This is a genomic window from Salisediminibacterium beveridgei (assembly GCF_001721685.1).
GTDB lineage: Bacteria > Bacillota > Bacilli > Bacillales > Salisediminibacteriaceae > Salisediminibacterium > Salisediminibacterium beveridgei.
Genome location: NZ_CP012502.1, coordinates 2,757,437 through 2,779,598, shown reverse-complemented (window position 1 = coordinate 2,779,598; position 22,162 = coordinate 2,757,437). Strand labels below are relative to the sequence as shown.

Genomic DNA, 22,162 nt, shown 5'->3' with positions numbered 1-22,162 from the left:
TCAGGATGAATGATCAGGACGTGATTATCATAGGTGGCGGCATCGCCGGTTTATCTGCAGCGATCTACACGGCGCAGGCCGGCCTGCCGACGATCGTGTTTGACAGCGGAAAATCGCAGATTAAGCCGATCAGTAAAGTTTATAACTATCCGGGCTTTCCGGAAGGCATTGAAGGGGAAACACTTGTCGCGAAGATGCGGGAGCAGGCAGTGAAATTCGGGGCAGTGCTCTCTGATTATGCGGTGACGGCAACGGAACAAGTTGACGGGAAATTCCGTGTGGTCAGTGGAAACGGTGAAAAGCTGACGTCAACGTATCTCGTGGTTGCTTCCAACGTGAACCTTCAGCCGTTAGAGGATCTCGGTATTGAAACGGAAGTCAGTCCGGCAGTTCCAAGCGGCAAGATTTCACGGGTCACAGGTGGCTCGTGGAACGGGGAAACCGGGGTGGACAACCTCTACGTCGCAGGCCTCTTATCCGGTGTGCCGACACAAAGCATCATCGCTGCCGGGCAGGGAACCCAGGTGGCGATGGAGATCATCACGAAGGAAAAAGGAAAAGCCCATGTGTGGCATGACAGCTGAATGACAGAAATAACCAAAGATTGCAAAAATGTTTCAGATTTTTGCAATCTTTTTGTTGTGCAAAAAGGAAACCGCCTCTATACTTAATCTAATAGAATACCCCTTTCAACTGTTGCTCTTCTGAGGACGAAGGAAGGGTTTTATAAGACACTTAATTTACATTTATAACCTTAAAAAGATATAAATGGTTATTGTAAGGGGGGAGCAGTTCATGGTCATTAATGATCGGCACGTCTCGGTGGTGGAAGGCAAATTCGGCATGGTATCCACGGCTTCAAGTCAGGCAACGCAGGCTGCGGTAGAGGTCCTCGAACAAGGAGGTAATGCTGTCGATGCGGCAGTAGCCGCGGCATTTTGCCTGGGTGTGTCTGAACCTCAGGCTTCCGGCATCGGGGGACAATCGATGGCACTTGTTTATTTCAAAAATCAGGAGAAGATGTTTGCGCTGGATGGCTCATCCCGGGCCCCCTTCTCACTGCATCCGAAGAAAAATCCGAAGAAACCGATCAAGCTCGGGCTTGCCTCAACGACGGTACCCTCCACGGTGGCGGCACTTGGTTATTTACAGGATTACTACGGTGAACTGACGTTACGGGAGACACTAACGCCTTCGATCCGCACTGCAAGGGAAGGTTTTGAGATTACGGAGTTGATCGCTCAAATGATCGAGAAAGAAAAAGATGAGCTGATCAAGGATGCCGGCATTGTCAAAAACTACTTTGATGCCAAAAAATCACCGCTCAAAGCAGGTGATACCCTGAAGCAGCCTGAACTTGCAGATACATTGCAGCGGCTCGCGACAGTCGGATGGCAGGATTTTTACGTCGGCGAAATTGGCGAACGAATCGTGACGGATATGCAAAAACGGGGCGGGATGATCACCGATGTGGACATGCATCAGATTCCGGTACCGGTTGAGCGGGATATCCTGCACAGCACCTACCGGGGGTTGGATATTTACACGTATCCGCCACCGGGAGCAGGCCGCGTACTCGTTCAGATTCTCAATACCCTGGAACAGTTTTCTCCTGAAGAACTGGACCCGGATGAGCCACTGGGGGCTGTCATTTTGGCGATGGCTTTTCGCTTTGCCCTCAATTACAGAAAGCGCATGCCGATGAGTCCGGACCATTACCTGCAGACAACCACAAATTTGCTGGTGGATAAGGGCTATGCGGAAGAGATAGCAAAGCGAATCCGCAGCATCTATGACCGGGCGCTGGTGGATACGTTCATACCACCGCCAACCTCCGGGGAAACTACCCATTTATCGGTCGTGGATAAGGACGGCAACAGCTGTGCCATTACCCAGTCCGTGGAACTTGTCTTCGGCAGCAAAGCCATGGCTGATGGCCTCGGCTTTTTCTACAATAACTACATGAGTGCATTTGAATACAAAGACCCGGCCCACCCGTATTATCTCCTCCCTGGCGGCCGGCCGTGGAGCAGCGTGGCACCATTGATGATTTTCGAGAAAGGCAAACCGAAATACCTGATGGGAAGCCCGGGCAGCGCGCGGATTTCCACGGCACTGGCCCAGGTGATCACGAGGCTGGTGGATAAGGGTGAGACCCTGGAAGAAGCGATTGCCGCCCCGAGGTTTCACTCTTCAGATACGGGGGCTCTCCTGATTGAGAAGCGGCGTTTCAAGCAGGAAACGCTCGATGCCCTGGAACTTGCGGGGTTTGAAATTAAGAAACGCGGGGCATACAGTTTTTATCTCGGCTGTGTCCAGGGTGTGCAGCTCCCTGTGAAATGGCGTGAAAGCTTCACCGGAGTGGCAGATCCGCGCCGGGACGGAACGGCCGGTGGACCGGCACATATTCTGAAAGGGTGATCTTGTGAAAATTGCAATCGTTTATAACCGTGAAAGCCAGGCAGTCATCAATTTGTTCGGGACACCGAACCGTGAAAAATACGGACTTGAAACGATCAAAAAAATCAAAGACGGCCTCCAGACCCTCGGCCATCAGGTGAAGACGTTTGAAGGGGATAAGAACATCATTCAAAAGCTGGAGGAGTATATGCCTTCGGTGATTTCCGGTGAACGGCCGGGGCTCGTTTTCAACCTGAGCTACGGCATTCAGGGAAAAGGCAGGTACATGCACGTACCGGGCATTCTTGAGATGATCGGGGTCCCCTACGTAGGAAGCGGTCCGGAGACCCATGCCATGGCCCTTGACAAGGTTGTCACCAAGATGATTCTCCTGCAAAAAGGCCTTCCGACACCACGGTTCGCCGAACTGGAAAAACCGGACTCACCCATCACCGCAGAGTTGACCTATCCACTCATTGTCAAACCGAAAAACGAAGCGGTCTCGTTCGGCCTGAAGATCGTTCATAACGAAGAAGAACTGCGTGAGGGTGTGAAAATCATTTACGATAATTTTCATTCCCCGACGCTTGTGGAAGAATATATCGAAGGCCGTGAAGTCAATGTCGGCCTGCTCGGAAACAGTCCGGTGCAGGCACTGCCGGCGGTGGAACTGACCTTCGGTGAGGGTCCGCAGATTTATACGTACGAAGACAAAACCAGTGGTCAGGGAAGCCGTGTCCAAAAAGTATGTCCGGCTCCGCTTGGCGATGAATTAACCGCCAAAGTCCAGAAGCTTGCCATTGATACGTTTCATGCCCTGAACTGCTTTGATACGGCACGGGTGGATTTCAGAATTGATAAAGACGGAAATCCATACATTCTCGAGGTGAATTCCATGGCCTCATTGGGCGCGGATGGGTCCTTCGTCTACGCTGCCCAGACGCTTGGCATGAGCTACGCGGAGATCATGAACCGGATTGTCGAAGTGACCAGTGAACGGTATTTCGGACCGCAGTTCGTCGTCAGTGCCGATGAATCCGGCGAGAAAAAAGGCATGGATCTCTTTGAAGTAATCACAAAGAACCGCTCCGGACTCGAGAAAGACCTGAAGATGTGGACGAATATGTCCAGCCGGACAGAAGATCCGGTAGGTCTCAGTTCAGTCCGCAAAAAAATAGAAGAACGGGCTGCAAAACTCGGTCTTCAGTTGAACAAACAATACACAAATGGCCGTTCAGCCTGGACATGGGAAACTAAGAAGGGTTTTAAAGACGGTACACTGCTGGTGGTTCCGATTGACGTCCCGGGCGACCGCACCGGCTATCCGGTTCCTTACCGCACAGAGCAGGAATGGATCTACGGCGAAGGCGTGGCCTCAAGTCGCGGGGGGTTAACGACGATGTTTCACGCCCTGACAGCCTTGAAGGATACGAAAAAACTCTCGCCCCGGAAAATTGGTGTCTTCTTCTATGCCGACGAAGGCAGAGGGATGCGCTACAGTACGGCCGCCTTTGAACAGGCTGTTGAACACGCCGGGGAAGTGATCGTGCTTCAGCCTGGCTTCATGGAAGGAAAAATCGTTGATCAGCGCCGGGGATTCAAACAGTTTAATGTCATTGTGGAAGGGGACCCTGTCCGCATGGGGAAATCCACCCGTGACCCGGATGTCCTCACGTATTTCATCAAACGGGCAGACGAACTGCAATCCCTCTCCAACCGCCGCAAGAAACTTGCCGTGGCCATGCAGGATGTAAAGAGTGAACGCTACAGCGTACTGATGCCGCACCGGGTGGTGGCAACATTCTCCATCACGTATATTGATCCTGAACTGGCCCGACAGGCGGAGAAACAGCTTCGGGAGACGTTCAACAGTAACGGGACATCGATCCGGACGTATGTGGAAGAAATCGTTGACCGCAAGCCGATGAGCCGGAAAAAGAATCATCCGCTCAGAGACCGCCTCCATGAACTCAGTGAGTCCTGGAATATTCCTTATGGGACGGAATCCAGTCTGTTGCCGAGCGCTGCGGGCATTGTACCGAAGGACATCCCGGCAATCTGCGGATTTGCACCGGCAAGTAAAGACCTGTTTACACCGAACGAAGCCCTTCACCGCCGTGAACTGGCTCAGCGGACATTGTTACTGGCTCTGCATCTTGAAGGAGAGTGATGGCTATGAAAGAGGAAAAACTGCCGATCGTGATATCTGTCCCCCATGGCGGAACAGCGATTCCCGAAGAGCTGCAGGAAAAACTGCTGCTGGATGAACAGGCTGTGCTGCTCGACAGTGATACGTGGACGAGGGAACTGTTTGACTTCAAAGATGTGGCCGCGGCATTCATTGAGACCGATGTGTCCAGATTGGTGGTGGATTTGAATCGTGAAAAAGGCGATCTGCCCCCTGCGAATCCGGATGGGATCGTCAAGACCCTCTCTGTCGATGGACAGCAGGTATGGGCAGACCCCGAAGGACTGACCCCTGAGGAAGCGGATCAGATGATACAAGCCCATTATGATCCCTATCATGAGCGGGTCGCTGAGGTGTCCCGGACATCAGGGGCCATCCTCGGGATCGACGGACACTCCATGCTTGATATCGGTCCGGTGAAAGGCACGCACCTCTTTGAACAGCGGCCGTTATTCTGTATCGGCAACCGGGGCTCCGAGAGTGGCGGGTTCGTCAATGAACCCATCACGGCACCGGTCGAGATGATGCAGACACTGAAACGGCTCCTTGAAGAGCATTTTGGCGATCTCATAAAAGAATGGATCAAAGACCCAGGCATGACGCCGTTCGTCACGATGAATCAACCCTTCTCCGGAGGGTACATGACCCGCCGGCACGGCACCGCAGGCCCGATTCCGTGGATTCAGCTGGAGATTAACCGCCGGCTGTATCTGCCGCAAACGCAAGATGGACCGCTTGTCATGAGCGAGGAACAACAGGCCAGGCTGAAGGTGATTCGCGATACACTCGAAAAAGTCTTCGAGGCACTGGTGGAGGAAACAGCCACATTCCCGGCAGACGGGGAAGAAGCGATTTCGTAAACCCACGCCATAGCAGAACACCTTCGGCCCAGGCTGAGGGTGTTCTCGTCTGTATACAGCCTTTTTTGTCAACTTGCACAACGGTCAGGCAAAAAAGTCTGTTAAAAAAGTTCGCAATTCTTTACCCATGTAAAGTGTGAATATGTTACGATGTTGAAAGCGGTTACTTAACCGGTTTTACAGGACATTCTAGCAGCGAGCGGTGATAACAATGGTCAGAGGCTTCTCACATTATTGGAATAAAAAAGAAATCAGGGATCAGTTGGCAGTGGTGCAGGGGAAAAAAGCGCCAACCACGGTACTGACTGGCGGCAAATACTTAAACAGCTTCCGAAAGATCTGGCAGGAAGGGAATATCTGGATTCATAAAGACCGGATCATTTATACAGGCACCAGTATGCCTGAAAACACTGACAACGTGACGATCATTGACCTGAAAGGGAAAGCGGTCGTGCCAGGCTATATCGAACATCATGCACATCCGTTCCAGCTTTATAACCCTTTGACGCTTGCCAAGTACGCAGCAGAGCGTGGGACGACGACATTGATCAACGACAATATGCCGTTTATTTTTCATCTGACAAATGACAATGCGTTACGGCTGATTGAAGATTTACAGACGTCCCAGCCTGCGACGCTTCTCTGGTGGGCACGCTATGATGGTCAGACCGAACTGATCAATGATCACAATCTGTTCTTGCATTCGAATATGAAAGCGTGGCTGGATCATCCCTATGTCGTGCAGGGCGGTGAGTTGACGGACTGGCCCTCTGTGCTCAAAGGTAACGATCAGATGCTTCACTGGATGTTGAAGACGAAAGACGTCAAGAAGCCGATAGAAGGGCATCTTCCCGGAGCAGGGGAAAAGACGCTCGCCCAGATGGCCATTCTCGGTGTGAATGGCGATCATGAAGCCATGAGCGGCGAAGATATTCTCAAGCGTCTCGATGTCGGTATGACAGCGTCGATCCGGCACTCTTCCATTCGCCCGGATCTGCCGAAGATCATTCGGGAACTTCATGAGCTCGGGTTGACTCACTATGATCATCTGATGATGAATACGGACGGATCCCCGCCGCATTTTCTTGAGAATGGCATGATGGACCACCTGATTGAGCTGGCGGTGGCGGAAGGTGTACCGATGATTGAAGCCATCAACATGTGCACGGTGAACGTAGCGAGGCATTTTTATATGGACGACGTGATCGGCATGATCGCACCCGGCCGGCTGGCGAACCTGAATATTCTTGAGGATACTGAGAATCCGAGGCCGGTTGATGTCATGGCAAAAGGGACCTGGGTCAGAAAGAATAATGTCCCCTGTTACCCGGAGATTGATTTTGACTGGGCATCGTACGGATTCACGCCGCAGGAAATCGAATGGGAGCTTTCCTATAAAGACTTTCACTTTTCCATGCCGGTTGGGGTGGAGATGATCAACGAGGTGATCATGAAGCCATACCGGATCGGCTTTAACCTGACATTTGAAGAACTGCCGGAGCAATCGGATGAAATGTTTATGATTTTCGCAGACCGTCACGGGAAATGGATTGTCAGCACCCTCATCAAAGGGTTCGCCACTGATATTTACGGGATGGCGAGTTCGTTCTCCGGGACCGGTGATATTATTCTGATCGGCAAGAGTAAGCAAGGACTTCTTGATGCCTTTCAGGAAATGAAACAGATGGGTGGCGGCATTGTCGTCATGGACCGGGACGGACCGGCAGCCAGGGTGCCGCTGGTCATCAGTGGTGTGCTGTCGGATAAGGCGATTGACGGTGGCCTCATGGCAGAGGAAAAACAGCTCCGTGAAGTTCTGAAGGAGCGGGGGTATAAGTTCAATGACCCGATTTACAGCCTGTTATTTTTCTCGTCCACTCATCTGCCTTATGTACGTGTCACCCAACGGGGGATTTTTGACGTGAAGAAGAAAAGGGTACTCTTTCCTTCGATTATGCGGTAAAATGGTAACGTGTGAAAGTATTGGATAGAGATAAAAGATAACGTGAACGGGGTGGCGTGATGAAAAAGTGGCTATGGATCCTCCTTGTCATGATCTTAATGGCTACCGTTGCCGCATGCGGCAATGATAATGAAGCATTAGCTGTTCAGGAGGCGGTTGAAAAAACCGAACGGGTGAAAGAGATGCCGGTACCTGAATGGGGAGAACCCGAGTCAGACTATGACCATAAATATCCGCTGACCGGCATCGGAACCGATGAATCTGTGAATCACCGCGTACAGGGCGTGATGATCGAAAACAGCAACAATGCCCGCCCGCAATCGGGTCTTTATATGGCCGATGTGGTATACGAAGTGTTATCCGAAGGAAACATTACCCGTCTTTTGGCATTTTACCACAGCCAGGAACCGGAGCGAATCGGGCCTGTAAGGAGTGCAAGAGACTATTACATCCGCTTGAATAACGGCTACGATGCCGTGTACACATCCGCCGGCGGGAGTCCGGATGCATTTTCAATGATGGCTCGTGGGGAAGTGGCGTTTGTCAACGGACTGACCTATGACGGACGCTTTCTGGAAAGATGGAATCAGCGCAGTGCACCGCACAACCTCTATACGTCCTATGAAGGTCTGACAGGGGCAGCTGCAGATATGGGCTACGAGCTCGAAGACCGGGATACCCCGGATCTGCCTTTTTCGGAAGAACCGGAAGCGGACGGTGAAGCAGCTGCATACGTTCATGTAAGTTACGGCAGCAGTCTGAACAATATTGAGTATTCGTACGATGAAGCTGCAGGGGGGTATATCCGCTTTGCGGGTGGTGAACAGATGAACGATCTGGAAACCGGTGAACCTGTAACGCCAAGGAATGTCTTTATCGTGGAAGCAGATCATCGGGTGATTGATGACGTAGGCAGGCGGGATATTAATATTGAATCCGGCGGTCCTGCGTATCTGCTACAGGACGGTGTGGCAATCCGTGCAGAATGGCAGAACGTGGATGGGGTGATTTTACCGTATCTCGACGGGGAACCACTGTCGTTTTTGCCGGGACAGACATTCATTAACTTCGTGCAATCGGGCGGCGGAGGGATCGACGCCCATGTAACAATCAACTCAGAATGACTTAAGAAAGGGTGACTATCCAGATATGCAAATTGATAAGCTTCGCGGAAAAGAATTGGATCAACTGTTTGAAGCGATCTTGAATCTGAAGGATGTGGAGGAATGTTATCAGTTCTTCGATGATCTGTGCACGATGAACGAAATTCAGTCCCTTGCACAGCGCCTGGAAGTAGCCCGCATGCTGATGGGTGGAGACACGTACCAGCGGATCGAACGGGATACCGGTGCCTCAACGGCAACGATCTCAAGGGTGAAACGTTGCATCAACTATGGCAACGACGGCTACAAATTTGCATTGGAGCGGGTGTCCGATCAGCACAAAGAAGAACTGAAAAGTGAATAATGATCTGAATAGAAAACAGTTTTCATCTGTGACGGATGAAAACTGTTTTGTTGTTCATTTTTAAAATTGCTGGTTGTATTTTTTTTTTGGATATAATGGGATTAATTAACTTGGAAAAGAATCATAAAAGGAGTGGGGCTTTTTGAAACGGATGCATCTTTTCTATATTGTGCCTGCAATACTGATGATCATACTCATTGCTGTATTGGATATACCATTATTTATCACCTATTTTATTGTTTCCTTTCTTTTTTTAATTCGGTTATTAGTGATGAAAAGAGAGCAAGTGGAAAACCGTAAAACAACTGATCAAATCTTTTTACCGATATTGATTTTCAGTTTCTTTGTACTTGGCATTTTAGAGTCCTTTTTCTGAAAATCATGATAGAGGCATTGAAGAAAGTCGATGGTTATTACTCATAGTAAGCCTGATCCAACCGAATCAGTCATCTTGACAAGATGAAAAGATTGGAATATAATTATCTCGAATTCGAAATAAATAACTGAAAAATCGTTCGATCCTATGGACTTGGCAGAATGCTAAGTTCTTCTGAATAACTATACATCTCGAATTCGAAATAAAATCGTTTGTCTTAAAGGAGCGGTGTATCATGACCAAACAAACTCAGGGCATTCATCATATTTCAACCATCGTTGGTCACCCGCAGGAGAACGCCGATTTTTATGCCGGCGTTTTAGGCTTGCGGCTTGTGAAAAAGACGGTCAATTTTGATGATCCTGGCACCTATCATCTTTATTTTGGCAATGAATCCGGTGATCCTGGAACGATTATCACCTTCTTCCCCTGGCCCAAAGCCCACCAGGGACGAATCGGAGGTGGACAGGCAGGCGCCACAACTTATATCATTCCGGAGGGTTCCCTGATGAAATGGCAGGAGCGCCTGGAGGAACACGGTATTGCCTGGGCCCGTTCGGAACGTTTTGGCGAAACGTACCTGCGTTTTAATGATCCGCATGGTTTAAAATTGGAACTGGTGGAAAGAGAAGCAGAGAGGGTGAAAAACCATCTTCAAGGAAAATTGGGCGAAGACATGGCCATTATCGGGTTTGGCGGAGCGGTTTTGTATTCCACCAGTCCTGAAGACACAGTAAATGCCCTTGAAAACACCATGGGACTGAAACGGATCGGTCAGGAAAATGACCTCATCCGCTTTAAGGCTCCCGGAACCATCGGCAATCTCATTGATGTCAGGACTGCAGCCATGCCGAGAGGGCGGATGGGCGTGGGAACGGTGCACCACATCGCCTGGCGTGCAGTGGATGATACGGATCAGCTGGACTGGAAACAATACGTGGAGGGCCATGGTTACAAGGTGACGCCGGTTCGGGACCGAAACTACTTCAACGCCATTTATTTCCGTGAAAAAGGAGAAATCCTCTTTGAAATTGCGACGGATTCTCCGGGGTTTGCCATTGACGAATCGAAGGATAAGATGGGCAGTGAACTGAAGCTGCCACCACAATTTGAATCGCAGCGGGAGACGATTGAACAGACGCTGCCAAATTTTAATTTGTAAAAGGAGCGAATCACTCATGAAACATGTATTCAAAAAAGGGTCCAACCCAAAACGTCCGACACTGGTGCTTCTTCACGGGACAGGGGGAACGGAGAATGATCTGATGCCCCTGGCGGACATCATTGATCCGGAAGCCTCTGTTTTAAGCATCCGGGGAAATATTCTGGAAAACGGTATGCCCCGGTTTTTCAGACGACTGGCTGAAGGGGTCTTTGACGAAGAAGATCTGATTTTCCGGACGAAGGAATTGAACGATTTTCTTGACAAGGCCGCGAACGACTACGGATTCGATCGGGGCAATCTCGTGGCCGTGGGATATTCCAACGGTGCGAATATTGCCGGCAGTCTGCTGTTTCATTACAAAGATGCACTCCAGGGAGCCATCCTGCATCACCCGATGGTACCAAGACGGGGCATTGAACTGCCGGACTTAACCGGTACCCCGGTCTTTATCGCAGCCGGCGAAAACGACCCGATCTGTCCGGCGCAGGAATCCGAAGATCTTCATCACCTGCTGCAAGAGGCGAATGCGGACGTGACGCTTCATTGGGAAAACAACGGTCATCAGTTAACCCGGGAAGAAGTGGACGCAGCTGCAGCCTGGTACAAAATGAAAAAATGATCCGAAAAAAAGCCGTTTTCTGTAGTTCATACAGAAACCGGCTTTTCATTTTAGAGAAAGACTGCCACTCAATTCAGTTTTTCAGTTTCGAGTGGCAGGGCTCTCAGGAAAATATGCCACTTGGTAAGGATTTTGGATTGAGTGGCAGACGTGATGGATTTAGTGATTCTAAATACTGCCACTCAAGGGCATTTAGCGATCCAGTGGCAAAGACGGTCGACAATCCTGCCACTCGATTCGATTTTATCTTTCGGTGGCAGTTTGATTTTCCAATAAAAGTATATTGCGGTGAAATTCCTGCCGCTGACGCTCATTCAGCTTCTGAGTGGCAGAAATCAGCTTGAGATCTGCCACTGAGACCCAAATTCCGGTTTTCAGTGGCAGAAAAACAGCGAAAGCCCTTAAATGATTCAACCACCGTAGAACAACAGTCCACCCAGAATGCCGAGAATCACGGCAACCCACGCGGGACGCTTCCAATAGACGAGAATCATGAACAACAGCCCCGCAAAAGCCATGTCCCTGGCTTCGAGAATGGCAGAAGTAAAGACCGGACTGTATAAGGCAGCGGCGAGAATCCCGACCACTGCCGCATTTACACCGGTGACGGCCGCCAGCATGGCAGGGATCTGCTGGATCTTCAGCCAGATCGGCAAGACACCCAGAAGCAGCAAAAAAGCCGGCAGGAAGACAGCTGCCGTTGCAGTCACAGCACCAGGCACGCCGTCAATGACCATCCCGAGGTAACTGGCAAAGGTGAACAATGGCCCAGGAACCGCCTGGGCCGCACCGTACCCGGCCAGAAACTGCGACTCACTCATCAAGCCGGCCGGGACAATTTCACGCTCCAACAAGGGAAGTACCACATGGCCGCCCCCAAACACCAGAGCACCTGCCCGGTAAAAGCTGTCCGCCAGCTGGATATGTAAATGATCTGTCATGGCCCGCAAAACCGGCAGTAAAGCCAGTAATCCGCCAAACAACCCAAGCATCACCACAGATAGTTTTAATGGCAGCTTCAAAGGGAGGCCTTCAGCTTTTGGGAGATTTTCGTTTCGGTACAAACGCCAGCCGAGGAGGCCTGCTGTCAGAATGACGACAACCTGAATCCAGACGGAAGGGACCAGGAGGACGGATGTAAAAGCCAGGACAGCGATGGTTGCCCGCTCTTTGTCCGGAGCCAGATTTCGGCCCATGCCGAGCAGGGCGTGAGCGACAACGGCGACGGCAACGATCTTCAGACCGTCGATGATACCCAGTTCTATGAGTCCCTGCTGCTGAAATCCGACAGCAACGGCCATCAGTAAAAGAACAGATGGCATGGTAAAACCGGTAAACGAGATGAAACCGCCGACAACACCGCCGCGGACCATGCCGATGCCGATCCCGACCTGACTCGATGCAGGTCCAGGCAGGAACTGACATAACGCCACGAGATCTGCATACTGTTTCTCCGTGAGCCAGGCCCTTCGTTTCACGTACTCTTCATGAAAATAACCAAGATGTGCAACGGGACCGCCAAATGACGTCAAGCCCAGTCGCAGTGAAATCAGGAATATTTCAAGCCAGTTTTTCATCAGTTTCCCTCCCGCATACATCAGTTGTTGTTTATCGTAAGTTTTGATATCAATAAAGGGATCTAAAAATAAGCATACAAAATGCCCGGCAGTTACGATGACTGCCGGGTTTCGTACAGACTGGCCAGAACACCTTTGGCTTCGTCCTGAATCAGTGCAATGGGCTGGAACTTGAGAATTTCCTGTTGTGCGTCTTCAACGGATGCAACGAGATTCAGTTCAAGAAGGACCCCTGCGGCCACACTCCCGGTGCGGCTTTTTCCTCCCTGTCAATGCAGAACAACCCGGTTGCCATATTCGAGTTGTCCGCTGACAAATACAATGGCCCGCTTCAGTTCCTCAGGCGAAGTGGGCCCACCGTTCACCAGAGCAAATGATTTTGTGCCAAAACGGGACATAGCTCCGGATACGGGTACATCAGCTTCTGCTCTCAGGTCCACAATAAATTCAGGGTCTTTTTCAAGTGACACTTCACAGGCATCATCTGCCGAGCACATAAAGAGAGACGTCAAAATGGCGTTTACGGTCATGGTGTGTCGCCTCCTGTTTTTGTGATTACTTAAATACTAGCATAATTGATGCTGGAGTACGATCAACTCTTACACCCTCACAAGAATTCACGTCTCCCATGGAAACGGATCGGTAAAACGGCCCCAATCCCCAGCCATTTCCTCGTCCGTGAGCAGGCACTCATCGAGTTCGGCCTCAAGGGCTTCCCGGTCGATGTTCTGGCCGATAAACACCAGTTCCGTTTTCCGATCGCCAAATTCATCATCCCATTCATCCCGGGCGCCGGGTTCTTCCGCAAGATATTCCTGAATGTTCTCTGCTGACGTAGAGGCTACCCAAAACGAAACCGGATCCAGTGAAGCAGAAGGACCTGCCTGGGAGTAAAGTAGGGCAACATCGTTTCGGGTGGCGCACCAGGCAATGCCTTTGGAGCGGATCACTGCTTCAGGAATCGCTTCGCCCCAGGCCATGAAGCGTTCGGAATGAAAGGGGCGCGTCCGTCTGTAGACAAAGGAGGAAATCCCGTATTCCTCCGTCTCCGGCGTATGTTCTTCTGCTTCCAGCTCTTTCAGCCAGCCGGCAGACAGGCTCGCTTTTTCATAATCAAAGGAGCCGGTATGGAGTACTTCTTCAGGTGAAATCCGTCCATAATTCGTTTCAATGATCTTTGCTTCAGGCTGAAGGCGCTTCATGACAGCTTTCATGGAATGGAGGGCTTCTTTTGAAATGGCGTCCGCCTTATTGAGAACCAGCACGTCACAAAATTCAATTTGATCTGCCAGTAAGTCACTGATGTCCCGGATGTCATTCTCATCCGCTTCCTGGCCTCTTTCTGCAAGAGACTCCCCGGAGCCATAGTCATGCCAGAAGCGCTGGCAATCGACAACAGTGACCATTGTATCCAACTGGCATAATGCGGAGAGGTCGATGCCCATTTCTTCATCGATCAAGGTGAAGGTCTGAGCGACGGGTACGGGCTCCGAGATACCGCTGGATTCAATCAGAATATAGTCAATGCCGCCTTGTTCAGCGATTTGTTGTACTTCCTGCAGCAGATCTTCCCGTAACGTACAGCAGATGCAGCCGTTGGACATTTCGATGAGTTGATCGTCCGTGCGGTGGACGGTTCTGTTTTTCACGTCCAGGGCGTCAATGTTGATTTCACTCATATCATTGACGATGACAGCGGTATTTTGAATGTTCGTTTCACTGAGTAAATGGTTCAGTAAGGACGTCTTGCCGGCACCTAAATAGCCGCTCAACACCGTCACAGGGATTCGTTGTTCAGTCATGATGACACACTCCTAAATCAGAATAATTACGATCTAAAACATACCACAGCAAAGTGCCGGAATCAAGATTTTTGAAAATCGTAATGGTTGCGGTTTACAAAATAAACGAGATATGTTTTACTGGTATTAATCGTAATCGTTACGATTTAAAAACGGCCGGAGGTGGCATCATGCAAGCGGCACAGTACGATTTTTTTCGGAAACAGGTGATTCAATCTCTGCCGGAACCCGAGCGGGGACGGATCATTGCTTATGAAACGCTGGAAAATGAGCTGGTGGAAGCGGCCTGCGATGAAACGGAACTGTTGCAGCTGATGATCGATCATCGGCCGTTCGAACAGGTGGCCGTTCGCTTCGGTCAGTCTGCAGATGATATGTACACCATGATGCAGGAACTTGAAGAGACGATCCACGAAGAGGTGCTTCTTCGTGCAAAAGCCTGCCGTTTCCAGGATATGACGGAACTGATGGTACTGTATCGCGGCGAGGAAGCCGCAAATCGAACGAAATTCTATTATCTGTCGTTCACCAACGACAGGAATCATGAGAACGACGAAGAGAGAGGAGCATCATACTGATGGCGAAAAAATCAAAAGTCGCAAAAGAAAGACAACGGGAGGCACTGGTTGCTAAATATGCAGACAAACGCCGGGAACTCAAAGAAAAAGGGGATTATGCAGCCCTTGCGAAACTGCCAAGAGACTCAGCCCCTTCAAGACTGACCCGCAGGTGCAGAGTCACCGGGCGCCCGCGCGGAGTACTTCGTAAGTTCGAACTGTCGCGGATCAAATTCCGGGATCTGGCGCATAAAGGGCAGATTCCCGGTGTCCGAAAAGCAAGCTGGTAACCATCCATTGGACCTGTCTGGCGATCCCCCTTCGCCGGCAGGTTTTTTTGATCCAACATCGTACCGCTGGGAAAACGAAAGAAGGAGGCTGATCTTATGAAGACAAACCCTGGCACCTGCCTCATCATTGGAGGCGGTATTCACGGCACGTTACTGGGGGTTCAAATCCTCAAATCCGGAACACTCCGTCAGGACGATCTGCGGATTGTCGACCCGAATGAGTCATTGATTTCAAGGTGGAAAACAAACACGACGCGCATCGGCATGCGCTATCTGCGCTCCCCGTCCGTTCATCATCTGGATCTGGATCCTTTCAGTCTCCGGAAGTTCTCAAACGATCAGGACGGAACAGATTTCTTAGGCAGATACAAACGGCCGTCTCTGGATCTGTTTCACGAGCACTGTCAGGCGCTGATTGAGGAAACGGGACTGGCTGCCTTGCATCATCAGGGTAGTGTCAGCGGACTCACCAGAGACTCAGACGATCTGCTTCATGTGACACTCGCCTCAGGTGAGACGACGACAGCCCGGCAAGTGATCGTTGCAACAGGGATGAATGAAATGGTTGCCTGGCCGGAGTGGGCCTGTGGACTACAAGACGCCGGCGGACATGTGGAGCACGTGTTTCATGAAGCGGAGGATGTGACAAGAGACAGTGAAGCGCCAATCGTCATTACAGGTGGCGGGATCACCGCAGCACACACTGCATTAAAGCTTTCAAAAGAGTACCCGGGACAGGTCACGCTGCTCACCAGGCATTCCCTTCGGACGCATGATTTTGACAGTGATCCCGGCTGGCTCGGACCGAAATACATGAACGGGTTCAGTCAGCTGAAAGACAATCAGCGAAGGCGGCAGACGATACGAATGGCCAGATACCGGGGCTCTGTGCCGCCGGAGATCAAACGCGCACTGGTCAGTGAAGAAGCAAAAGGAAACCTGCATCTCTGTCAGGACGAAGTCGACGGCACAACCGTAAACCATGGCCATATGCTGCTTCATCTGCAATCCGGCGATACCCTTCATGCCAGGACGGTCATCCTCGCGACCGGCTACAGACAGGAATGCCCAATCCCGGACTGGCTCAAAATCTATGGAGACGATTTTGATCTTCCTTATGCCCCGTGCGGCACACCAGTGGTGGATCAGAACCTCTCCTGGCATGACGGCATTTATCTGACGGGCGCCCTTGCTGAACTTGAACTCGGCCCCACTGCCCGCAATATCGCCGGAGCAAGACAGGCAGCCGCAAGAATGATCCCGGTTCTCAAACAGGCACCCCTGCCCGTTCATCAGTAAAAACCAAAACGCCAATTCATTCCATTATGCATCTCTTCATCAATCGTTATACAATGGAAGAAACAGTCTGATGAGGAGAGATAGCCATGGCGATAACAAAAATTAAATTCACCGAACGGGTGACAAATTATTTGGATTTCCGGCGTGATCCGCTTGATTTCTTTCTGCGTATGCGCGAAATGGGAAAGGTGGTTCCCTTGAATACGGGAGTAATGCCCACATTTGTCATCAACAACCCGGCCCACCTGCAGGAGATCCTCGTTACAAAGGATGCTTCTTTTCGAAAAGGACGTCCGACGAAAGTACTGACCCGTACCATCGGGGACGGGCTCCTCACCACGGAGAAAACCGCACATAAAATGCAAAAAGCCTACACCCAGCCGGTGTTCTACAAAGAACGCCTGAAAAACTATGCCGGCATCATGGCGGCTGATGCAGGAGATACCGTCACTGGGCTTCAACAAAAAGACACCTGCCGGATTGATGACGAAATGATGCAACTGACCCTGTCGATCATTTCCAAAGTCATGTTCGCGACAGACCCGGGAAAACGGAAAAAAGCCCTTGCCAAGGCGGTGGACGTCACCATCCAGGAAACCGCCAAAAGCATCTTTTTGCCGGTGCTGCTTCCGATGAGCGTTCCGACGAAAGGCAACATTGCCCACAAACGGGCCATCAAAACCCTTGAAACGGAGGTCTACGGGATTCTGAAAGAAGCCCGGGCCAATCCCGAAGCCTACAAAGAAACCATGGTGGGGCTCCTCATGGACGCCGTGGCTACACCTGAAGGAGACAAAGTCACCGATCAGGAACTCCGGGATCAGATGATGACCATGCTCCTCGCCGGACATGAGACCACCGCCAATCTTTTGACCTGGGTCTTCTATCTGCTGGCAAAGAACCCTGAAGCAGAGGCGAAGTTCCACGAAGAAATTGACGCGATGGATGACATCACAGCGGATCCCTTCACAAAAAGCCGGGAAATGCCTTATACAACACAGATCATCAAAGAAACCCTCAGACTCTATCCACCTGCCTGGATCATCTACCGGGAAGCGGACGAACCCGTCACCCTGCAGGGCGAAGAGTACGAAGAAGGCACCATTTTCATGATGGCCACCTACGCCATCCACCGGGACCCTGATGCCTTCGAAGACCCGGAAACCTTCAGACCGGAACGATTCGAACCCGAGGCCGAAAAACAGATTCCGCCATTCGCCTACGTCCCCTTCGGCGGAGGCTCCAGAAGCTGCATCGGCTACCGCTTCGCGATGATGGAGGCGGCGATCTTACTGGCAGTCATTGGACGATCGGTCCGCTTTGAACTGATCGGTGAGGACACCGTGAAACCGGATCCGCTGGTTTCGCTTCGGATTAAAGACGGGCTGCGTATGAAGGTCGTGCAGCGGGGGTAATAACTGATAAACAACGATTTCTTTTTTAAAGGAATGGTTGTAAAATAGAGGAAAGTTTTTCTGGGGGGAATTGTGTGCAAAACGAAACAAATATTCGAAAAGCGACAACAGCTGATATTGAAGACATTCAGCATATTGCAAAGAAAACCTGGCATCATACCTATGAAGGCATTATCCCAAGATACGTGCAGGACCGGTTTATCGAGCAGGCGTATTCTGACGAAAACATGGAGAGGAGAGTCCATTATTCTGTTCTGCTCCTTGCGGAAAAAGACGGGAAACCGGTGGGTTTTGCCAACCTTTTCTCAAAAGGCAAAGAAGCGATGCTGGGGGCATTGTACATCGATCCAAGAGCACAGGGAAAAGGGATCGGGAGTGCACTGCTCGGAGAAGGCTTCAAGGAACTTCCCGATGTATCGATCATCCACGTGGAAGTGGAGAGTGAAAATCATGGAGGGCTCGCTTTTTATGAGGCTCAAGGGTTTCGGCTCAGTGAGGAATATGATGATGAATTGTTCGGACATGTGCTCAAAACGAAAAAATTGTATCTGGAATTATAATTGCAAAATAAGATCAACAAGCCAAATGAACAGGAAACAGGTGAATCCTTGTTTTTTCTCATCATGAATCCAGAAGGTGAAATCCTTGGGAGAATGAGCCTGGTGGATCTCGATCCATTACTTAAAAGCGGTCACGCAGGCTACCGTGTAGGGGAAAAGCATATTGGCAAAGGCATTGCAAATAAAGCACTGGCGCTTCTCATCGAAAAAGCCATCTGAACCGTCTGTTCGCCAAAACGACAACGAACAACATCCCCTCACAGAGAGTCCTGGAGAGAAACGGATTCAGGCAAGTCGGTACAGAGGATGAAGAGGTGGCGTTAAATGGATTAATGCTGCAATGTGTGAATTATGAATGGACAAGAGAGTTTAAAGCAAATCGAACTGAAAACGAAAACGGTTTAAGATGTTTCAGGAGACTGAGGCATCTTTTTTTATACCCTGATATCGAACTGATGGTCGGTGACAGTGAGTGACAGGGGTGAGGGTAGAATGAAATTTGTGGATTATGAGTGATGAATCGTATGAATGAGTGGATATTCGTTACCAATACCAGTAAAATACAACTAAGGTGGTGTTTGAATTGGGGGACAAAATCGGATTGTATGATTGCCATGATCGTGAAATTGCAGTGGGTGACGAAGTGAGGATAGTAAATCTGAATTTCCAAGGAAAAGTCATTTTGAATAGCTCAGATTGTCAATTTGAAGTACGCCATAGTAGCGGTCAAACCATCCCATTACTACCGGAAAATCCAAAATCGAAATACATTGAGATCATTTGACGGAAATTAGGTGAGAAAGATGACGGATGATCAGAAACTTATCATCAATGAAGGCCCAGTGAACATGTTGAATGAATTGGTCAGTTCGATGAGAACATGTAAAAGTTTTTATTTCAGTGTGGCTTTCATCAATTTTAGTGGTCTTCAATTACTTTTAGAGCCTCTTCAAGAAGCAAAAGAACGGGGGATTAAAGGGCGAATTATTACTTCGACCTATCTAAATTTCACCGAACCGAAAGCATTACATAAAATAAAGGAATTCGATCATTTGGATCTGAAAATCTTTGTCACGGATAAAGAAATCGGATTTCATACGAAAGTGTATATTTTCGAATATGATGATTATTATAAAGTCATCATTGGCTCATCGAACCTTACACAAAGTGCACTAAAAAGTAATATTGAATGGAATGTTGAGATCATTTCAAAACCTAACGGTGATTTCATAGAAAATGTTCGTCATGAATTTGACCGATTATGGCAAGATAGCAGAGAAGCTTCGGAAAATCTCTTAAAAGAGTATGCGGATTTTATTCGGGATCTCCCGAAGAAAGAGGATACACCGACACTCATTTTTGAAAGAGAGGATTACATCACCCCTAACCGAATGCAAAAAAGGGCTAGGGAAAACCTCGAGCGAATTCGTTCCTATGGAGAAGATCGTGCATTGGTGATAGCAGCTACAGGAACTGGGAAAACCTATATGTCCGCCTTTGATGTAAAAGAATTTGAACCGAAGCGGCTATTATTTCTTGTTCATCGTGGTGAAATCATGCGAAAAGCAATGGAAACGTTCCAACACTTGATTCCAAATAACAAGGATAAACAATGTGGACTATTTACAGGTACTGAAAAAAACATCGAGGCCGATTACCTTTTCGCTACAATCCAAACGGTGAAAGGGCATTACCATCGATTTCGACCGGACGAATTTGACTATATCATCGTAGATGAGGCCCACCACGCCGCAGCCCAGACTTATCGAGAAGTAATGAATTATTTTAAGCCGAAATTTATGTTGGGCATGACGGCAACACCAGAGCGTAGTGACTCACAAAGCGTCTTCGAGTTGTTTGATCATAATGTAGCCGTGGAAGTTCGCTTGCACGAAGCCTTAGATGATGAATTAATCATTCCGTTTCATTATTTTGGGATTACAGACATTGATGCTGTGGATTTATCCGATGTGGATATTGATGATATCGAGGAAGTGACGAAGCGACTCAAAGTACACGAACGTGTCGATTATATCATTGAGCAAATGTTGTTTTATGGTCATGATGGGGAATTAAGAAAGTGCTTAGGTTTTTGTGCAAGTATTGAACATGCCAAATATATGACCGATGAGTTCAATCATCGTGGCATTTTGAGTACTCATCTCTCAGGAAGTGACTCGGCAGAAGTTCGTGAACAGACGATGAATCGTTTAGAAGATGACAAAGATCCACTCGAGGTAATTTTCACTGTAGATATTTTTAATGAAGGTGTTGATTTACCATCTGTCAATCAAGTATTGATGCTTCGGCCTACGAATTCCCCGATTATTTTCATCCAACAACTTGGACGGGGACTGAGAAGGCATGAGGGGAAATCCTTTTTGACCGTGCTTGATTTCATTGGTAATCATAAACGAACGTTCCTGATAGCCATCGCCTTAAACGGCAGCCGTTTTTATGACAAAGAAAGCTTGAAAGTAGCTGTATCCACAGACTTTGCGAACATTCCAGGCTCAACACATATCCAGATGGATGAAATCTCAAAAGAGCGGATCCTATCGCAAATCGATCAAGAGAATTTCAATTCGATGAAATATTTGCGAGAGGCATATTTGGAATTTAAACAATTCCTGAATGGGAAAACACCACATTATTTGGTGGATTATTTAACCTATGACGGGGCTCCTGATCCAGTGGCCTTCATCTCTAAAAAGAATCATTATCTAGATTTTGTCGCAACGGTGGAAAAAGACGATCAGTTAAAAGGACTTTGTATAGACGAAGAATTCGATAAAGCTCTTAAAGACCTTTCAAAACGGCTTCCGATCAAACGGATCCATGATTTCGTTGTGATAAGAATGCTGTTTGAACAAGACATCGTGACTCTTAATGAAGCAACGAAAGAAATCGAGAAATATATTCAAACAGTTTATCGCGATACGGTCATTCATGTTTTTGAAGCCATCAATCATGATTTTTTCGATCATGTAAAGAAAAAACATGCTTTTAAAATGGCTGAGTTTGATGGAGTATCAACACTTACACGGACTGCGAGTTTAGCAAGATTACTGCAACATGAAGCCTATCGTAAGTACCTTGAAGATGCACTGTTTTACGGGATTCTTCGATATGAACGAGAATTTCAAACTATTGATTACGGCATTCCTCATTTCAAACTATATGAACAATATCAAATGGTAGATGCAGCGATATTGTCAAATTACCGAAAGACGCACTCTGCTTTTCGAGGATCCGGTTTACTGAAAAATGGCAAAGACTTTTTCTTGTTTATCGATCTTCATAAAGAAGCGGATATTGATGAACGAATCAATTATAAAGACCAATTTATCGATCGGAGATATTTTCAATGGCAAAGTCAAAATGCAACAAAACAAATCTCTGACACTGGACAAGACATTATTTACAATGAAAAACGAGGGGTACATTTGCATTTATTCGTTCGAAAGTATCGGAAAATCGATGCAAAGACGGAACCTTACATCTACATTGGAAAAGGCCATACTGTAGAATATAGTGGAGAACAACCGATTACAACCATTCTAAGATTAGAGCACGAAGTCCCACAAAACCTTTATGTTGAATTCACGGAAAAAGTCTAGCCGA

21 protein-coding genes are annotated in these 22,162 nt (G+C 48.8%); 17 read left to right on the top strand and 4 right to left on the bottom strand.

All coding sequences use genetic code 11. The features are described from left to right. The first annotated feature begins 5 nt into the window (after nucleotides 1–5). The 10 genes from BBEV_RS13085 (at nucleotide 6) to BBEV_RS17655 (ending at nucleotide 11,382) form a co-directional block, all read left to right on the top strand. The gene (locus tag BBEV_RS13085) at nucleotides 6–584 is read left to right on the top strand and encodes an NAD(P)/FAD-dependent oxidoreductase (protein WP_069365872.1); all 579 of its coding nucleotides are present in this window, start codon (nucleotides 6–8) and stop codon (nucleotides 582–584) included. A gap of 211 nt (nucleotides 585–795) precedes the next feature. Beyond that, nucleotides 796–2,421, top strand: coding sequence for a gamma-glutamyltransferase (gene ggt / locus BBEV_RS13080; RefSeq protein WP_084007391.1), 1,626 nt, complete (start codon nucleotides 796–798; stop codon nucleotides 2,419–2,421). A gap of 4 nt (nucleotides 2,422–2,425) precedes the next feature. Next, nucleotides 2,426–4,570: a M20/M25/M40 family metallo-hydrolase gene (locus BBEV_RS13075; protein ID WP_069365870.1), complete on the top strand. Its 2,145-nt coding sequence runs from the start codon at nucleotides 2,426–2,428 to the stop codon at nucleotides 4,568–4,570. 5 nt (nucleotides 4,571–4,575) lie between these two features. Continuing rightward, nucleotides 4,576–5,448 (top strand): N-formylglutamate amidohydrolase, encoded by an 873-nt coding sequence (locus BBEV_RS13070; protein WP_069365869.1) that lies wholly within the window; start codon nucleotides 4,576–4,578, stop codon nucleotides 5,446–5,448. A 211-nt stretch (nucleotides 5,449–5,659) separates the two neighbouring features. Beyond that, nucleotides 5,660–7,411: an adenine deaminase C-terminal domain-containing protein gene (locus tag BBEV_RS13065; RefSeq protein WP_069365868.1), complete on the top strand. Its 1,752-nt coding sequence runs from the start codon at nucleotides 5,660–5,662 to the stop codon at nucleotides 7,409–7,411. 59 nt (nucleotides 7,412–7,470) lie between these two features. After that, entirely contained in the window at nucleotides 7,471–8,535 is a 1,065-nt protein-coding gene (locus BBEV_RS13060) for a DUF3048 domain-containing protein (protein WP_069365867.1), read from the top strand. A gap of 25 nt (nucleotides 8,536–8,560) precedes the next feature. Next, a complete protein-coding gene (locus BBEV_RS13055) occupies nucleotides 8,561–8,878 on the top strand; it encodes a YerC/YecD family TrpR-related protein (protein ID WP_069365866.1) in 318 nt (105 codons plus the stop codon). A gap of 611 nt (nucleotides 8,879–9,489) precedes the next feature. Beyond that, complete coding sequence (locus BBEV_RS13045) at nucleotides 9,490–10,416, top strand: ring-cleaving dioxygenase (RefSeq protein ID WP_069365864.1); 927 nt, start codon at nucleotides 9,490–9,492, stop codon at nucleotides 10,414–10,416. A 16-nt stretch (nucleotides 10,417–10,432) separates the two neighbouring features. Next, nucleotides 10,433–11,038, top strand: coding sequence for an alpha/beta hydrolase (locus BBEV_RS13040; protein ID WP_069365863.1), 606 nt, complete (start codon nucleotides 10,433–10,435; stop codon nucleotides 11,036–11,038). After that, nucleotides 11,035–11,382, top strand: a complete 348-nt coding sequence (locus BBEV_RS17655; RefSeq protein WP_198155005.1) for a hypothetical protein — start codon at nucleotides 11,035–11,037, stop codon at nucleotides 11,380–11,382. Before BBEV_RS13040 ends, BBEV_RS17655 begins: the two co-directional genes overlap by 4 nt. A gap of 66 nt (nucleotides 11,383–11,448) precedes the next feature. On the opposite strand, the gene chrA is transcribed toward BBEV_RS17655, so the two are convergent. From chrA to BBEV_RS13025, 4 genes are all read right to left on the bottom strand, one after another. After that, nucleotides 11,449–12,615 carry a chromate efflux transporter gene (gene chrA / locus BBEV_RS13035; protein WP_084007390.1) on the bottom strand — a complete coding sequence of 389 codons (1,167 nt, stop codon included), beginning with the start codon at nucleotides 12,613–12,615 and terminating at the stop codon, nucleotides 11,449–11,451. Nucleotides 12,616–12,707: 92 nt separating this feature from the next. Beyond that, nucleotides 12,708–12,857 carry a hypothetical protein gene (locus BBEV_RS17445; RefSeq protein ID WP_157100991.1) on the bottom strand — a complete coding sequence of 50 codons (150 nt, stop codon included), beginning with the start codon at nucleotides 12,855–12,857 and terminating at the stop codon, nucleotides 12,708–12,710. Between the two features lie 27 nt (nucleotides 12,858–12,884). Next, nucleotides 12,885–13,145 carry a hypothetical protein gene (locus BBEV_RS13030; RefSeq protein WP_069365861.1) on the bottom strand — a complete coding sequence of 87 codons (261 nt, stop codon included), beginning with the start codon at nucleotides 13,143–13,145 and terminating at the stop codon, nucleotides 12,885–12,887. Between the two features lie 87 nt (nucleotides 13,146–13,232). Then, complete coding sequence (locus BBEV_RS13025; RefSeq protein WP_069365860.1) at nucleotides 13,233–14,417, bottom strand: GTP-binding protein; 1,185 nt, start codon at nucleotides 14,415–14,417, stop codon at nucleotides 13,233–13,235. Between the two features lie 170 nt (nucleotides 14,418–14,587). Here BBEV_RS13025 and BBEV_RS13020 point away from each other — a divergent pair, with 170 nt between their 5' ends. From BBEV_RS13020 to BBEV_RS12985, 7 genes are all read left to right on the top strand, one after another. Continuing rightward, on the top strand, nucleotides 14,588–14,995 hold the full coding sequence (locus tag BBEV_RS13020; protein ID WP_069365859.1) for a hypothetical protein: 408 nt from the start codon (nucleotides 14,588–14,590) through the stop codon (nucleotides 14,993–14,995). Then, nucleotides 14,995–15,264, top strand: a complete 270-nt coding sequence (gene rpsN / locus BBEV_RS13015; protein ID WP_069365858.1) for a 30S ribosomal protein S14 — start codon at nucleotides 14,995–14,997, stop codon at nucleotides 15,262–15,264. The genes BBEV_RS13020 and rpsN overlap by 1 nt, the downstream gene beginning before the upstream one ends. Nucleotides 15,265–15,360: 96 nt before the next feature. Beyond that, the gene (locus BBEV_RS13010) at nucleotides 15,361–16,563 is read left to right on the top strand and encodes an FAD/NAD(P)-binding protein (protein WP_069365857.1); all 1,203 of its coding nucleotides are present in this window, start codon (nucleotides 15,361–15,363) and stop codon (nucleotides 16,561–16,563) included. Between the two features lie 86 nt (nucleotides 16,564–16,649). After that, nucleotides 16,650–17,978, top strand: a complete 1,329-nt coding sequence (locus BBEV_RS13005; protein WP_069365856.1) for a cytochrome P450 — start codon at nucleotides 16,650–16,652, stop codon at nucleotides 17,976–17,978. A gap of 74 nt (nucleotides 17,979–18,052) precedes the next feature. After that, on the top strand, nucleotides 18,053–18,538 hold the full coding sequence (locus BBEV_RS13000) for a GNAT family N-acetyltransferase (RefSeq protein ID WP_232318183.1): 486 nt from the start codon (nucleotides 18,053–18,055) through the stop codon (nucleotides 18,536–18,538). Beyond that, a complete protein-coding gene (locus BBEV_RS12995; protein ID WP_069365855.1) occupies nucleotides 18,539–18,757 on the top strand; it encodes a GNAT family N-acetyltransferase in 219 nt (72 codons plus the stop codon). A gap of 629 nt (nucleotides 18,758–19,386) precedes the next feature. After that, the gene (locus tag BBEV_RS12985) at nucleotides 19,387–22,158 is read left to right on the top strand and encodes a DEAD/DEAH box helicase (protein WP_232318332.1); all 2,772 of its coding nucleotides are present in this window, start codon (nucleotides 19,387–19,389) and stop codon (nucleotides 22,156–22,158) included. Nucleotides 22,159–22,162 lie beyond the last annotated feature (4 nt).